This window comes from Pengzhenrongella sp. (assembly GCF_036565025.1).
GTDB lineage: Bacteria > Actinomycetota > Actinomycetes > Actinomycetales > Cellulomonadaceae > Pengzhenrongella.
This window is the reverse complement of sequence record NZ_DATCNW010000139.1, coordinates 36566-51421: the sequence shown is the minus strand read 5'-3', so window position 1 is coordinate 51421 and position 14856 is coordinate 36566. Positions and strand designations below refer to the sequence as shown.

The window sequence follows — 14856 nt, the reverse complement described above, 5'->3', positions numbered from 1 at the left end:
GTTTTGGTGCACTTTCGCTGCACAGAGCGCTGCACTGAGGTCGAGCAGGCGGACTGGCCGGCGGGTCGTCGGTACGCGGGTCGGTGATCGAGCGGGATGGCACGCGTCGAACTCGGAGAGTTGCCTCGATCTCGGACACTGGCTGTCTGACGAACTCGCGTGAGATCGGCGAACAGCGTCGGCGAACCCCGATCCGCACGCATCGGGACCTCGGCGCCGTTGCGAAGCACCTCAGTGCCTCCGCGAAGCAACTCAGCGCCACGCTCAACGACCCACGGATCGGTCAGGAGAGCCACAACAACTCACGGTCCGGCGCTCAAATCGACCGTCAAGACTTTCCGCTTGAGATTGGCGGGCAGATTCGTTGTCGGGTCCGGGCCGAGATCTGATTCGGAGACAAGGGTCCTGAGCACCGGCCTGAGCTGCGGACCGCACCGGCGACGACGCGCCGGGTGACTTGACCCCCGACTCAACGCTGTGCGAAGGTATTTGCGATCCAGAATGTTTACGTAAACATCAGGTCAGAATCCGACGCCGAGTGACTCGACGTCGGCCGATGAAGCTCGTCACAACCCATCGCAGCGTTGCCATGGAAAGCAGATCATCGATGAAGCGACACCTCCGTTCCCGGCGACTCCTCGCTGGCCTGAGCGTCACCGCACTCGCCACGACGGGCCTGGGCCTGTCGGGCGCGGCCGGCGCCGCCGACCCGGCCGCCGGCGTCGGCCCCGCGAAGCCGGAGGTCGTCCACGTGCGGCTCGACCCCTCCTACCAGCAGCAGAAGTTCCAGGGCTGGGGCACCAGCCTGGCGTGGTTCGCGAACGCGACCGGCGGCATGCCCGACGAGATCCGCAACAAGCTCGCGGACATGGTGTTCGGCGCGGACGGCCTCAACCTGAACATCGCCCGGTACAACATCGGCGGCGGCAACGCCCCGGACGTCAAGAACTACCTGCGCCCCGGCGGAGCGGTCGAGGGCTGGTGGCAGGCGCCCGCGGGCACCACGCGCGCCGACGTCGACTGGTGGGACGCGAACGACCCCGCCGACTGGAACGCCGACGCCGACCGGACCCAGCGCTGGTGGATCGACAAGATCAAGGACCGGGTGGACACCTGGGAGGCGTTCAGCAACTCCCCGCCCTGGTTCATGACCAACAGCGGCTTCGTCTCGGGCGGCCTGGACTCGGGCGCCGACCAGATCAAGGAGTCCAGCGTCGAGGACTTCACCGCGTACCTGGTGAAGGCGGTCGAAGAGCTCGAGCTGGCCCACGGGATCAAGGTCGCCGCGATCGACCCGTTCAACGAGCCGAACACGAACTACTGGAGCACGCAGCTCGACGCAGCCGGGAACCCGACCGGCGGGGGCCAGGAGGGCGCCCACGTGAGTCCCGAGATGCAGCAGAAGGTGATCCGGGCGCTGGCCGCGCGGCTCGCGGGAGCGAACACCGACGCGGTGATCTCCGCGATGGACGACACGAACCCCTCGAACGTCGCCAAGAACTGGAACACCTACCCGGCCGACGTGCGCGCGCTCGTCGCGCAGCTGAACACGCACACCTACGGCACCGGCGGCCGCACCACCGTGCGCGACCTGGCGAAGGCCGCGGACAAGCCGCTGTGGATGAGCGAGTTCGGCGGCAGCTGGGGCAACAGCCAGAACTTCACGTCGATGGACTCCGGCGTCGGCATGGCCCAGCACATGATCGACGACCTGCGCGAGCTCGAACCGTCCGCGTGGGTGTTCTGGCAGCCGGTAGAGGACTACAACAACATGAAGCCGGACGGCCAGGGGTGGCTCGGGGCCAACTGGGGGAGCATCCAGATGCCCTTCGACTGCACCGCGGCGGACACCCTCGCGACCTGCCCGATCCACACCAACACCACGTACGACACCGTGCGGAACTTCACCCACAGCATCCGCCCAGGTGATCACCTCATCAATGTCAACGACACGTCGAGCGTCGCGGCGGTCGGCGCCGACGGGACCTCGGCCACGGTCGTGCACGTCAACCACTCGGCGGCCACGAAGACGGTCGACCTCGACCTGTCCGGCTTCGGTCGCATCGCGCCGCGCGCCACGGTGACGGCGGTGACCACGAGCACCGGCGGGGCGCTGGTCAAGGGCAGGCCCGTCCGCATCACGGACACGCACGCGTCGATCCAGGTCCCGGGGGAGTCGGTCACCACGTTCCTGGTCGAGGGCGTCAGCGGCATCGCGAAGGACGCGCCGCTCGTGCTCTCCGGCCACGTCTACCGCCTGCAGGGCGTGCAGAGCGGCAAGTCCCTCGCGCCGGTCGCGGCCGGCGCCGCCATCCGCAGCACCGACCCGGCGGCGGCCGACCAGCTGTGGCGCCTGACGAAGCTGGCGCGCGACGACAGCAACCGTGCGCGGTACTCGGTGGTCTCCGCGACGACCGGGCGGCAGCTCGCCGTGCGCGACGGTGCGATCGTGCTCGAGGGGGCCCAGCGGAGCCCCGACGATGCCGCGCAGTGGATCCTGTCCACGACCGGCGACCGCACCTGGACGCTCGTCAACGTCGCGTCCGGGCTGCTGGCCGAGGTCGGCGGCCAGGCCACGGCCGACGGCGCGCCGGTCACCGCCTACCTGCCGGGCTCGGGTCCCAACCAGCGTTGGACGATCATCGACGAGACGGTCCTGCGCACGACGCCGGTCGAGTCGTTCACCTCCCCGGGCACCGCGCCGGCGCTGCCCGCCACGGTCGCCCCGGTGTTCCGGGACGGTGCCCGCGGCGATCTGCCGGTCCGGTGGGTTCTCCCGTCGGATGCCCGCTGGGCGACACCGGGGACGGTCCAGGTGGCCGGAACCGCGACCGATCCCCTCGGGCGGACCGTCAAGGCGTCCGCAACCGTTACCGTCGACACGATCGTGGCGACCCTGCCCGCGAGGGCCAAGGCCTACGTCGGCGGGCAGCCCGTGCTCCCGGCGACGGTCACCGGGGTCGGCGCGTCAGGCGCCGAGGTCTCGCTGCCGGCCACCTGGAGCACGGCACCGGCCGGTGCGTTCGACGCACTCGGCGTCGTCCCGCTGGCCGGTGTCGCGCAGGTCCGCGGCGCCGACCCCGTCGCGGCGACGGTGCGCGTGCAGGTCACCGAGCCGGGCGAGCGGAACGCCGCGCTCGACGCCGGCACCGGGGTCACCGCCACGTTCACCGAGGGCGGCTACTTTCCCGCCGGAGTGGTGAACGGTGACCTCACCGACAAGGCCTGGTCGAACTGGGTGCCGGGAACCAAGGACGTCACCGACACCCTCACCGTCACCCTCCCGCGCGCCGCCGACCTGACCCACGTGACGACGCACTTCTTCCTCGACGGCGGGATGCGGAGCGTCGCGCAGAGCGTCCGCCTGCAGCTCCGCACGCCCGACGGCGGCTGGGTCGACGCGAGCGGCGATGTCCCGGTCAACCCCGACGGCGGGACGTCGTCGGTCATCGACCTGCCCGCTGCGGGCAGGACCGACGCCGTCCGCGCGGTGCTGACCGCGCGCCCCGGGGAGCACCTCACGGTCAGCGAGGTCGAGGTCTTCGCCAAGGCGCCCGGGGTGTCGGCGGACGCCGCGGCCGCTTCGATCGCGGTCGACGGCACCCCGATCCCCGGCTTCGACCCGAAGACGGCGACCTACACGGTCGACGTCGGACGCGCGAAGGGGATCGTCACCGCGGTCGCCGCCGACCCGTACGCGACGGTGAGCGTGCAGCAGGCCGACAGCTCCGGATCGACCGCGCTCGTCACGCTGACCAGCGAGGACGGCGGCCAGGTGCAGACCTACACCGTCCATCTCCTCCGGTAGCCGGCTGCCCGCCGGTCGGCCCTGCGGCCGGCCCGCGGACCTGCCGCCGCGCACGTCACGGCACGATGATCGTCTTGCCGGTGGCCTGGCTGGTGCGGGCGCGCGCGACGGCGTTCGGCACCTCCGCGAGCGGAACCTCGGCGTCGATCCGCACGCGGACCTGGCCTTGATCCGCGAGCACGGCGAGAGCCTCGAGGTCCTGACGGGTCGCGTTGTTGTAGAGGTTGACTCCCGTGAGTGCCAGGCTCGCGAGCCGTTCGGGTTCGGCGGCGCCGTTGGTGCTGACCAGGACGCCGCCGGGGCGCAGCAGGGCGGCGAACGGGTTCGCACCACCCGGACCGGTGATCAGGTCGAGCACGGCATCGATGCCGTCCGGGTGCGCAGCGCGGACCTGGTCGAGCGTGGGCGCGACGGTGAAGTCGACGATGTGGTCGGCGCCGAGGTCGCGCAGGTGCTCGGCCAGGTGGCCCGGCGCGGTGGCCAGCACCCGGGCTCCGCCGCCGGCGGCGAACTGGACCGCGGACTGCCCGACACCTCCGGAAGCCCCGTTGACCAGGATCGTGTGCCCCGGCGCGAGGGCGGCCGCCTGGACCGCCTGGTACGCCGTGATGCTCGCGGTGGGCAGTGCGGCGGCGACGGTGAACGGCACCCCGTCGGGGATCCTGGCCACCTTTCCGGTCTCGGCGACGACGACGTACTCGGCGAAGGAGCCCTGCCCCCGGGGCAGCCCCATGAACTGCCCGTAGACGCGGTCTCCCGGGTGGAAGTCGGTGACGTCGCTGCCGACCGCCGTCACGACGCCCGCGCCGTCGGAGCCCATGACGAAGGGAAAGGCGTGCTCGACCATTCCGTCGAGCGCTCCGTCGGCAACCTTCCAGTCGAACGGGTTCAGCCCGGCGGCATGGATTCGGATCAAGAGCTCGCCGGGTTCCGGCTCCGGCACGGGAATCTCCACCAGCTCCGGCTCGGCGCCGAAGCCTTTGATCACTACTGCACGCATCGCGTGTCTCCTTGGAGGTTGTCGAGGGTTCTGGGACGGGGTGGGCCGGCTGGCGTGCGGTCCGCTGGTGCGCTCAGCCGGCGAGGAAGGCCGGCTCCGGGGCGACCGGCAGCAGGATCGTGTGATGGGTGTGCTCGGCCTTCGCGTGCAGGTAGCGCAGGTTGCTCTCGCTGGCGAAGACCCCGGTCCGTACGGTGCGCCGGATCGGGACGCCAAGGTCGCGCAGCTGGGCCGCCTTGTCGGGATTGTTGGTGAGCAGGTCCACCCGGGTGATGTCCAAGGCGGCCAGCATCTGCGCCGCAGCGGTGTAGTCGCGCGCGTCCTCGGCGAAGCCCAGGGCGGTGTTGGCCTCATACGTGTCCAGCCCGGCGTCCTGCAGGGCGTAGGCGTCGAGCTTGTTGTACAGGCCGATGCCGCGGCCCTCCTGGCGCAGGTACAGCAGCACACCGCCGGACGCCGCGATCCGTTCGACCGCCTCGCGGAACTGCGGGCCGCAGTCGCAGCGGGTGGAGCCGAACACGTCGCCGGTCAGGCATTCCGAGTGCAGGCGCACCAGCGGGATGTCCCCGTCGGCCAGATCACCGAACCGCAGCGCGAGGTGCTCCTGCCCGTCGGCCAGGCCGTGAAAGGTCGTGACCTCGGCACTCGCGGTGTACCCGTCGGCGAAGCGCAGCGGGACCCGGACCTGCGTCCGAATCGTCGCGCCGCTGCGTGCATGGGGGGTGTCCGTCCCGATGTCGCTCCACGCCTCGGCGAGGGGACCGGCGATCGGGTCATTGACGAGGGACTTCATGGCTGCTCCCTGGAAGACAGTCGTTCGAATTTGAAGTATCACGGGAACGTAGCAGACCGTTCGAGTTTGAACAACCTTGTTGTAGGCTGGATTCCATGGCGAACCCGAACTGGCTCGACGAGGAGGAGATGCGCGCCTGGCGGGCGTTCATCGCCACGAGCGCGCTCCTGGATCGCCGCCTCGACCAGCAGCTGAGGGCCGACGCCGGCCTGTCCCATCTGCAGTACGGGATCCTGGTCCGGCTCTCAGCCGCCGACGGCCACGCCATGCGGATGACCGAGCTGGCCGACGATCTGCTGAACTCCAAGAGCGGGCTCACCTATCAGGTCTCCCAGCTGGAGAATGCGGGCCTGGTGGAGCGAGCCCCGTGCAAGGTCGATGTCCGCGGCGTCTACGCCGTCCTCACCGACAAGGGGCGCCAGCTCCTCGAGCGCGCAGCGCCCGGCCATGTCGACGCCGTCCGGGAGCTGTTGATCGACGTCCTGACCCGCGATCAGATCACCGCGATCGCCGACGGGTTGGGCGAGGCGTGCCGGCGCATGCTCGCCGGGGATGGAGCCCCCACGCCGGCGTCCTGACGACGCCGACGGGGTCCGCCTGAATGCTGACCTGACCCTCCGGGGGCTCGGGAGCTATCCCAGTGCGACGAAGAGGCTGTCGGACGATCCGGCCAGCTGCCCCGATGATCCGTACAGCCTTCCGTCGACCACGGACAGGAACAGTCCGTTCGGGATCGTGGTCTTCCAGCGCAGCCGACCGTCGTCCAGCCCATACGCGCCCAGCAGGGTCGCGCTGTGCCCGACATCGCCCACCTGGTCCTGCCCGAGCAGCAGGACGACCCGCCCGTCGGTGACTATCCAGCTGCTTGGCGAGGCCTTGACCTTGGTCGTCCAGACCGCCTTGCCCGTTCGTCCGTCGATCGCCTGCAGGGTGTCGGTCCCGGCCATGATGATCCGGCCGTCGACGACCGCTATCGGGCCGTCTGCGCCGCCCGGCGCGGTCCAGCGGTGCTTGTGGGACGCGCCGTCGTACGCGATCACGTGCTCCCCGTCGTCGGAGATCAGCAACAGCAGGTCGGCGAGCGAGCCATCGTCGGGCTGCACTCCCAACGGGTAGCCCTCCGCGGTGAATGACCGTCCGGTCGCGAGCTCGGTGATCTTCGTCGCCGGTCCGGCGTCGAGCCGCGCCGCGAAGAGCTTCCCTCCCGGCAGGGCGTCGATCCAACCGCCGGCGCCGGTCGCCGGGTCAGAGATGGCGGAGTGGAGGACCTTCCCGTTGCTCGAGAGCAGCCAGGACGAGTCGACGTTGGAGTCTTTGTCCGCGCCGAAGGCGCGCACGACGACGACCTGGCCGGCGACGTACGCCATGACCCTTGGTCTGCCGAAGTCATCCAGGGGTGCCCGGTCCGGGCTGGTGAAGGTCCAACGGTCGGCGGCGCCCAGCGCGTCCGTCCGCGTCACCCGGACGTGACCGTCCGGGTCGATCTGGCTGGTCACGAGGTCGCTGCCAAGGCGACTGACGACCGTCGTCGGCGGCGTCGGCTGGTCGAGAAGGACCGCGCCACTTCGCGCGTCGATCGTCAGCCGTCGGGCCTTGGTCACGAAGACGCCCGACCCTGCCACGCTGGATTCGAGCGTCTCTGACTCGTCCACGACGACGCAGACGATCACCTCCGGGCTCCCGGCCGCCGCCCGCGGGCGGGATGCTCGGGGCCAGGCGCACCGGGTACCGAACGTGACCTCACCGGGACCGCGTGCTGCGACCCGCCAGATCGTCTTGCCCGTCCCCGGAGCGAGGGCCACCACCGCGATGCTCCCGTCGGAGCGTTCTTCCACGGCGAGCAGGTGGCCAGCGAACGTTCCCTGGTCAGCGATCAGCGCGTCGTCGATGCGCCACAGCTCGTGCACGGGGCCGGCGAGCGGAGCGAGCATCCCGTCGACGTCGGCCAGTGCGTCCAGGCGAGCGCTCTCGCGTCGGTCGGCGACCACCAGGCCGACGCCGATGACCAGGGCCACGACGGCCGCGACCGGCCACCACCGGCGCACGCGGCGGGGCCACGCGGACATTTGCGAACCTCTGAGGCCGTCGAGCGGCCCGTCCGGGGCATCCGCGCCGCCCGAACCGTCCGGCGCGCCGTCGTGGGGCTCGTCGACGAGGACGACGTCCTGCATCTCCCGCCGGGACCTGCGCATGGCGTGACTTTACGCAGCGGATCGCCCGAGCCGGGCCGATGCCGGAATCCTTCGCAACGCGACGCTCACCACAGGCGCCGAGGCAAAGCAAAGGCCCCCTGTCCAGCGTTGCGTGCACTCCGCTTCGGCGAGTTCGCCGAGTTGCGTCGCCGAGACATCGACGTACGCCAGGCGGTCATACATGTGCGGAGGGGGGACACGCATCGGCTCGGAGATCGTCGTGGGCACCCCCAAGTCGACCGCAGTATTCCGCGACATGAGCATCCCCCCGCACCTGCTGCCCATGCTCAGGTCTCATCTGAACCGGTACACCGGTACTTGGCTCGACGCGCTGCTCTTCGCGGCCGTCGACGGGCGGCAGCTGAGCCCGAACAGGGGTGTCATTCGTGGTCGCTTCCGGTGAGATCGAGGGTGATCGACGGTTTGGCCTGAACATCGCGGAGGAACCCGCTGTCCGCGGCGGCCCACTCGGCAGTGCCGATCGTGGTGATCTGCACGGGGAGGTGCAGGGCGTCTTCCATGCGCGCATTCGCTCGGCGCAGGTCACTCCCGGGTGGCCCACCGATCACCAGGACGTCGACGTCGCGCGGTTGCGGGCCGGCATGGCCGAGGAATCGTGCGGCCCACGAGCCGAAGATCAGCGCCTGGTCGATCCCCGCGACTGGAGCGAGCTCGTCGCGGATGACGAGAACGGAACCGAATGACCGGGCGAGGATCGCCACGAGGGGCTGGTGGTACGGGCTCGAGACGTCAGCGGAGACCAGGCGCGCGCGCCCCACCCGGCGGTCTTTGAGCAGGCCTGCACCGATGAGCCGGTTGACCTCACGCAGGGCGTTCGGCGGGCGGATCCCAGCGAGCCCCCGCGACAAATTGAAGGCTCGGTAGGGCCATGACGACGAAGGCCGTCGTCGTCGTGGCGTTGATACCCCCAGGGGTATGATGACCCATCTGAAGTTGCCTACTCGGGGAGTCACTCATGTGTAGTCCTGCTCGTTGCGCGCGTTGCGGAAAGACCACCTGGACCGGTTGCGGCCTGCACGTCGATTCCGTCATGGCGAGCGTCCAGCCGGCCGAGCGGTGCACCTGCCGATGACACCCGAGAGGACCACGAGCATGAATTACGGCATCAGGACAACTCTGGACCAGCCCTTCACGCAGACCCTGAGGGCCGTTCGCGACGCGCTCCTCGGTCAGGGTTTCGGCATCCTGACCGAGATCGACATGGCGGCGACGATGAAGGCAAAGCTCGACGTCGACATCGCTCCGCAGGTGATTCTCGGCGCGTGCAACCCGCCGCTGGCCTACCGGGCGCTGCAGGCAGAGGAGTCGGTCGGGCTGCTCCTGCCGTGCAACGTCGTGGTGCGTTCGGCCGGCGGCGGGCGCACCACCGTCGAAGCCCTCGACCCGCATGTCATGGTCGCAGTCACGGGCAACGAACAGCTCGGTGCCGTCGCCGATGACGCGGCCTTGCGGCTGCGTGCGGCGTTGGGCAGCCTGGGCGGGGCGGCTGCCGTGCCGGCCGCTCAGGGCCGAACATCGGCCGGCGCGTCGTCCGACGCTCAGGCTGAGGACGTGCTGCCCGGATCTCAGGGCACACCTGCATCTGGCGCTGTGGCGATGCCACAACCGTGAGCGACCGTCGACGAGCCTGACATCCGTGCCGAACCGTGGGCCGAACGAGCGTGATCGAGCTCCCGTTCTGAGCATCGGGGCCTGCCCGCGCGGGTGGCACGCGCGCGGCTCTATTGCACGCCTATTGCACGCGGACGCAAAGCGAAGGCCCCTGACCAGCGTTTGCGATGGTCAGGGGCCTTAGATCTTGCTCCCTCGACTGGACTCGAACCAGTAACCGTCCGATTAACAGTCGGATGCTCTGCCAATTGAGCTACGAGGGATCGCGTGGAAAACTCTAACAGCCCTACAGGGGTAGTCCGGCCGCTCCGCGCACCCGGGCCTCCGCAGCCTCGACCAGCGCGGCGATCGCCGGGTCGGCGAGATCGACCTGCGTATTGCCGATCACCTGGGAGAACAGTAGCCCGTCCTCGCCTCGTCGCAGCGCCACCCGGACCTGCCGGCCGTGCGGGAGCTTCACCGTCTCGCCGTGCACGACCGAGGACTGCACCCGTTCGCGCAGCGCCCGGGCGAACGCCGGGTGCCGGTGGTCCACCAGCGGCAGGTCCAGCGTCCCGCCGTCGACCCACACGACCGTGATCGTCTGGGTGTCGGCGTCCAGGCTTGCCCGGTCGACGTCGGACCACGGTCGGCGCAGGATCTTCCCGTCGCTGCCCGCCGCGTAGAGCGCGAGCCGGGAGGCGATCGCCCAACCGCCCGTGATCTCGCCCGAGGCGATGACCCGGTCGCCGTGCGCGAGCACGAGGCGGCTCCGCACGGCGGGCGGAAGGGCGTTGGGGTGGGCGAACAGCGGCATGCCTCTACGATAGTGCGCCGCGCCGGTTCGATCACTTGGCGGCGCGCTGCATGGCGACCGCTGCTCTCCGAGTAGCCTGAGCGTTCGTCGGGGGCAGTAGCTCAGCCGGTCAGAGCAGCGGACTCATAATCCGTCGGTCGTGGGTTCAAGCCCCACCTGCCCCACCCCTTGCGGACCTGCCGGTGCACCCCGCCGGCCCGCGCTGGCGCACCTACCGGTACGGCCGCTCCTGGGCCCGCACGACGCCGGCCCGGATGCCCTCGAGAACCTCGACCACCTCGAGTTCGACTCCGAGATCCCGCAGCGCCTGTCCCTGCCAGGAGTTGCCCCGCAGATGCTCCACTGCGGCCTCGTCGGTCACACCGAGGATGACGCGGGGACGGTGCGGGAGCGTGGACGCGATCCAGTGCAGCTTGAGCGCCTCGTTCATCAGCTTGAGCTTGTGACCGCCCTTCGCTGCACCCTGGTGCGCCCAGCACTCGACGAGCACGGTCAGGTCGGCGTCGGCTCCGTCGACCTCCACCTTCGCGCCCGAGGAGTGGTACAGGCTCCGAGGCTCGAGAACCACGCCGAGCCGCTCGCCGAGGGCGTCCAGGATGTACCGCTCGGCGTTCCGCTGCTCCTTGGAGTCCCCGCCGCCACCCGGCAACGTGTGCGCCTGCTCAGGAGAGTGCACCTCGAACGCGGACGCGGGCTCGATCCCGGCGTGTTCGACGGCGGCGGCCGGTCTCGGCTCGCGGAAGGTGGTGGGGCGCTCGTCGTTGGTCACCGGCCGATGGTAGTCAGCCCTCGCCAAGGTTCCCCTCATCACGCCCGGCCGACTGCCGAAGGAGTCCATGAGGCCCGGTAACGCTCCGGCCGGAACCTCGCGATACGACCGAACGGGTGCTAATCGGGCGGGCCGTCACCCGTTCGGGAAAAGATCGGGCGCCTCATCCGCACAAGATGAGGCGCCCAACCCTGCGCAGTGGACCCGCGCCCACCCGCCCGGCTCGCGCCAGGACGTTGAACCGACTCTAAACGGGAATGCGCTGCTCCGCGCGGTGAACGGAGCTCCGAGCACTCGAACGGCAGACCCATACCGGCTCGAACCGAGACCTCCTCCCACCACCCCGGGCAAGGCGGTGCAGGACGGGAGAAACTGCCCCGGACCTCGGGTGAAACGTTGAAGAGCCACGTACGGCCCATTGCAGATATGTCCTGTTCGGGGCATGATGTCCCAGTCAGCGAAAAGGGGCAAACCCACCGAGAGGTGGGGACGCAAAGCCACGGGGCCTTCGGGCCAGCCGAGCTACCGAACGACAGGGAGAAAGTTCATGACAATGCCACTCACCTCCGGCAGTCCGAGTGATTCCAAGGCGACCGCACCCGACGCGCTCCTGACGCCGGCTGAGGTCGCTGCGATGTTCCACGTCGACCCGAAGACGGTCACCCGATGGGCGAAGGCCGGCAAGATCTCGGCGATCCGGACCCTCGGTGGTCACCGCCGGTTCCACGAGGTCGAGGTTCGTTCCCTGCTCAGGGGCGTACCTCAGCAGGCAGACCCGTCGCTGTAGATCTCTAGCTAGGCGACGTACGTAGGGGCGTGGACGCGGGTCGAACCGCGCCCACGCCCTTTGTGCGTCCCGGCCGTGGGTGCCGCCCATCGCTGTCGCCCTGCCACGGCGGCCATGCTGGTCATGGGAGGATCGAGCCATGGCGATGAGAGAGATCCGCACGGTCGGCGATCCGGTCCTGCGAACCCCGTGTGAGCCGATCACGACGATCGACGCCCGCGTTCGATCACTCGTGGAGGACCTCCTCGAGACGGTCGACCACGAGGGACGGGCCGGCCTCGCGGCGAACCAGATCGGCGTCAGCCTGCGGGCCTTCTCCTGGAACATCGAGGACGAGGTCGGGTACGTGCTCAACCCGACCGTCGTCGAGATCTCCGAGGACTACCAGGACGGCGACGAGGGCTGCCTGTCGGTGCCCGGCCTCTGGTACCCGACCAAGCGCGCCTGGTACGCGCGCGTCGTCGGCACGGACCTCGACGGCAAGGAGGTCTCCGTCGAGGGGACCGAGCTGATGGCCCGCTGCCTGCAGCACGAGGTGGACCACCTCGACGGGATGCTCTACCTCGACCGCCTCGAGCGCGCCGTCCGCAAAAAGGCGATGCGGGCGATGCGCGAGCAGCTGTAGCCGCCTCGCGCCCGGTACGGCATGATGAACGCAGCACGTCGCTCGCGGCGTGCCACCTCCCGTCAGGGATGAGGTCGTTGGGGAAGATGAACCTCGACCCGTCAGGAGGGACGACATGGCTGGTGGTGTCATCACCCGCGGTGTGCTTTTCGTGCACTCGGCGCCGCGCGCGCTCTGCCCGCATATCGAGTGGGCCGCCGGCGGCGTCCTTGGCGTGCGCGTAACCCTCGACTGGATCGAGCAGCCTGCGGCCCCCGGCATGTACCGGGCGGAGCGCTCCTGGCAGGGCCCGCAGGGCACCGGAGCGCTGCTCACCTCCGGCCTGCGCGGCTGGGCGCACCTGCGCTACGAGGTGACCGAGGAGGCGAGCCACGGCGCCGACGGCGCCCGGTGGAGCCATACGCCCGAGCTCGGCATCTTCCACGCCGCCACGGACGTGCACGGGAACGTCGTCGTGCCGGAGGACCGGATCCGCGCGGCCCTCGAGCACGGCCGGGATGCGTCCCGGCTCCGTGCCGAGCTCGGTCTCGCGCTCGGCCAGGCGTGGGACGACGAGCTCGAGCCGTTCCGCTACGCGGGCGCCGGCGCCCCCGTCCGCTGGCTCCACCGCGTCGGCTGACCCCACAACCGAGTTGTCAGCCCCAGCGCGGTCCCTGACGCGCGCTGGGGCTGACAACTCTCGCCGACCCAAACGTGTCAGCCCCAGCGCGGTCCCTACCGGGCGCTGGGGCTGACAACTGCTGGAGACACGACCGTCAGACCGTGCGCGGGCTGTAGCGCGCGCACGGTCTGACACGTCGGGGGAGAGCTAGGGGGAGGTCAGTACCAGGGCGACGTTGTGGCCGCCGAAGCCGAACGAGTTGTTGATCGCGGCGATCGGCCCGGACGGCAGCGGCCGGGGCGCGTCGCGCACCAGGTCGAGGTCGAGCGCGGGATCCGGCTGGGACACGTTGATCGTCGGGGGAGCGCTGCGGTCCCGCAGGGCGAGCAGCGTGAGGATCGTCTCCACGGCGCCGGCAGCCCCGAGCAGGTGGCCCATCATCGACTTGGTCGCCGAGAGCGCCACGTGGTCGGCCTCGGCACCGAACAGCGACCGGATCGCACGCGCCTCGATCATGTCGCCCATCGGGGTGCTCGTCGCGTGGGCGTTGACGTGCACGATGTCGTGCGGACTCACCCCGGCGTCGTCGAGGGCCTCCCGCATCGCGGCGGCCTGCCCGGCGCCGGTGGGCTCGGGAGCGGCGATGTGGTAGCCGTCCGAGCTGGTGCCCAGACCGGCGATCTTGCCGAGCACCCTGGCGCCGCGGGCAGCGGCGTGGGCCGCGCTCTCCAGCACGACGATGCCCGCACCCTCGCCCATCACGAAGCCGTCGCGGGTGATGTCGTAGGGGCGCGAGGCGCCGGCCGGATCGTCGTTGCGCGTCGAGAGCGCCTTCATGGCCGCGAACGAGGAGATCGGCATCGGGTGGATCGCCGCCTCGGTCCCGCCGGCGATCACGACGTCGGCCTTTCCGGTCCGAATCATGTTGACGCCGTAGGCGATCGCCTCGGCGCCGGACGCGCAGGCCGACACCGGCGCGTGCGCACCGGCGCGGGCGCCGAACTCGATGGAGATGTTGGCCGCGGAGCTGTTCGGCATGAGCATCGGGACGGTCAGGGGGAGCGCGCGCCGCGCGCCCTTCTCCCTGATCGTGTCCCAGGCGGTGAGGATGGTCCACGCCCCGCCGAGGCCGGAGCCGACGACGGTGGCGAGCCGGTCGCCGTCGACCTCGGGGGAGCCTGCGTCGGCCCACGCCTCGCGCGCCGCGATCATCGCGAACTGCGCGGAGGGGTCCATCCGCTTGGTCTCCTGGCGGGTCAGGATGTCGGCGGCGGGTACCGCGAGGGTGCCGGCGAAGGCGACCGGGATCTCGTACTTGACGGCCCAGTCGTTGTCGAGGGTGTGTACTCCGGAGCGGCCCGCGAGCGCGGACTTCCACGTGCTGTCGACGTCCCCGCCAAGCGGCGTGGTGGCGCCGAGTCCGGTGACGACGACGTCGTCGGATGCGCTGGTCATGGCTGCTCCTTTGGAGGGCGGGGGGTGAGGATCCGGGTCGGTCGGGCGCTCACCGGATGACAGTGGAGCGCCCGACCGCGGGACGAGCGGGGTGCGGGCGAAACTACGCCTGCTGGGCGCCCGCGATGTACGTGATGACGTCGCCCACGCTCGCGAGGTTCTTGACCTCGTCGTCGGGGATCCGCACGCCGAACTTCTCCTCGGCGAGGGTGACGATCGTCATCATCGACAGCGAGTCGATGTCGAGGTCGTCGGTGAAGGACTTCTCGGGCAGGACGGAGTCCGCGGGCAGGCCGGTCTCCTCGCTGACGATCTCGGCCAGTCCGGCCAGGATCTCCTGCTCGTTGTGCGCCATCGTTGTCTCCTTGCGTTAGGTACGGGGTGTCACGCGGGGTGTC

15 protein-coding genes, 2 tRNA genes and 1 riboswitch are annotated in these 14856 nt (G+C 70.2%); of the genes, 8 read left to right on the top strand and 9 right to left on the bottom strand.

Features of this window, described 5'->3' with window-relative positions; translation table 11 throughout:
- The first annotated feature begins 607 nt into the window (after positions 1-607).
- On the top strand, positions 608-3808 hold the full coding sequence (locus VIM26_RS08225) for a glycoside hydrolase (protein WP_331950009.1): 3201 nt from the start codon (positions 608-610) through the stop codon (positions 3806-3808).
- 55 nt (positions 3809-3863) lie between these two features.
- Here the strand turns inward: VIM26_RS08225 and VIM26_RS08220 are convergent, their stop codons facing one another.
- On the bottom strand, positions 3864-4808 hold the full coding sequence (locus VIM26_RS08220; protein ID WP_331950007.1) for an NADP-dependent oxidoreductase: 945 nt from the start codon (positions 4806-4808) through the stop codon (positions 3864-3866).
- 73 nt (positions 4809-4881) lie between these two features.
- The gene (locus VIM26_RS08215; protein WP_331950005.1) at positions 4882-5601 is read right to left on the bottom strand and encodes a GTP cyclohydrolase II; all 720 of its coding nucleotides are present in this window, start codon (positions 5599-5601) and stop codon (positions 4882-4884) included.
- A gap of 95 nt (positions 5602-5696) precedes the next feature.
- Here VIM26_RS08215 and VIM26_RS08210 point away from each other — a divergent pair, with 95 nt between their 5' ends.
- On the top strand, positions 5697-6179 hold the full coding sequence (locus VIM26_RS08210; RefSeq protein WP_331950003.1) for a MarR family winged helix-turn-helix transcriptional regulator: 483 nt from the start codon (positions 5697-5699) through the stop codon (positions 6177-6179).
- A gap of 54 nt (positions 6180-6233) precedes the next feature.
- Here the strand turns inward: VIM26_RS08210 and VIM26_RS08205 are convergent, their stop codons facing one another.
- Positions 6234-7793, bottom strand: a complete 1560-nt coding sequence (locus VIM26_RS08205; RefSeq protein ID WP_331950001.1) for a PQQ-binding-like beta-propeller repeat protein — start codon at positions 7791-7793, stop codon at positions 6234-6236.
- Between the two features lie 256 nt (positions 7794-8049).
- Here VIM26_RS08205 and VIM26_RS08200 point away from each other — a divergent pair, with 256 nt between their 5' ends.
- Positions 8050-8196 carry a hypothetical protein gene (locus VIM26_RS08200; RefSeq protein ID WP_331949999.1) on the top strand — a complete coding sequence of 49 codons (147 nt, stop codon included), beginning with the start codon at positions 8050-8052 and terminating at the stop codon, positions 8194-8196.
- Here the strand turns inward: VIM26_RS08200 and VIM26_RS08195 are convergent.
- Complete coding sequence (locus VIM26_RS08195) at positions 8174-8662, bottom strand: ArsR family transcriptional regulator (protein ID WP_331949997.1); 489 nt, start codon at positions 8660-8662, stop codon at positions 8174-8176. The genes VIM26_RS08200 and VIM26_RS08195 overlap by 23 nt on opposite strands.
- Positions 8663-8906: 244 nt before the next feature.
- On the opposite strand from VIM26_RS08195, the gene VIM26_RS08190 reads away from it, so the two are divergent.
- Positions 8907-9425: a DUF302 domain-containing protein gene (locus tag VIM26_RS08190; RefSeq protein WP_331949996.1), complete on the top strand. Its 519-nt coding sequence runs from the start codon at positions 8907-8909 to the stop codon at positions 9423-9425.
- A gap of 190 nt (positions 9426-9615) precedes the next feature.
- Here VIM26_RS08190 and VIM26_RS08185 read toward each other — a convergent pair.
- Positions 9616-9688: transfer RNA gene (locus tag VIM26_RS08185), tRNA-Asn, on the bottom strand.
- 23 nt (positions 9689-9711) lie between these two features.
- Positions 9712-10221 carry a hypothetical protein gene (locus VIM26_RS08180; RefSeq protein WP_331949994.1) on the bottom strand — a complete coding sequence of 170 codons (510 nt, stop codon included), beginning with the start codon at positions 10219-10221 and terminating at the stop codon, positions 9712-9714.
- Positions 10222-10311: 90 nt separating this feature from the next.
- Between VIM26_RS08180 and VIM26_RS08175 the strand changes: the two genes are divergently transcribed.
- Positions 10312-10385 (top strand) — tRNA-Ile (locus VIM26_RS08175).
- Positions 10386-10432: 47 nt separating this feature from the next.
- Here the strand turns inward: VIM26_RS08175 and VIM26_RS08170 are convergent.
- Positions 10433-10990 (bottom strand): hypothetical protein, encoded by a 558-nt coding sequence (locus tag VIM26_RS08170; protein ID WP_331949992.1) that lies wholly within the window; start codon positions 10988-10990, stop codon positions 10433-10435.
- Positions 10991-11446: 456 nt separating this feature from the next.
- Positions 11447-11520, top strand: a riboswitch (cyclic di-GMP riboswitch).
- Positions 11521-11543: 23 nt separating this feature from the next.
- On the opposite strand from VIM26_RS08170, the gene VIM26_RS08165 reads away from it, so the two are divergent.
- The 3 genes from VIM26_RS08165 (at position 11544) to VIM26_RS08155 (ending at position 13021) form a co-directional block, all read left to right on the top strand.
- A complete protein-coding gene (locus VIM26_RS08165; protein ID WP_331950013.1) occupies positions 11544-11777 on the top strand; it encodes a BldC family transcriptional regulator in 234 nt (77 codons plus the stop codon).
- A gap of 139 nt (positions 11778-11916) precedes the next feature.
- Positions 11917-12402 carry a peptide deformylase gene (def, locus tag VIM26_RS08160; protein ID WP_331949990.1) on the top strand — a complete coding sequence of 162 codons (486 nt, stop codon included), beginning with the start codon at positions 11917-11919 and terminating at the stop codon, positions 12400-12402.
- A 115-nt stretch (positions 12403-12517) separates the two neighbouring features.
- Entirely contained in the window at positions 12518-13021 is a 504-nt protein-coding gene (locus tag VIM26_RS08155; RefSeq protein WP_331949988.1) for a DUF3145 domain-containing protein, read from the top strand.
- A 189-nt stretch (positions 13022-13210) separates the two neighbouring features.
- Here VIM26_RS08155 and fabF read toward each other — a convergent pair whose 3' ends face one another.
- Both fabF and VIM26_RS08145 read right to left on the bottom strand, forming a co-directional pair.
- The gene (fabF, locus tag VIM26_RS08150; RefSeq protein WP_331949986.1) at positions 13211-14458 is read right to left on the bottom strand and encodes a beta-ketoacyl-ACP synthase II; all 1248 of its coding nucleotides are present in this window, start codon (positions 14456-14458) and stop codon (positions 13211-13213) included.
- Positions 14459-14561: 103 nt separating this feature from the next.
- A complete protein-coding gene (locus tag VIM26_RS08145) occupies positions 14562-14813 on the bottom strand; it encodes an acyl carrier protein (protein ID WP_331949984.1) in 252 nt (83 codons plus the stop codon).
- Between the last annotated feature and the right edge of the window lie 43 nt (positions 14814-14856).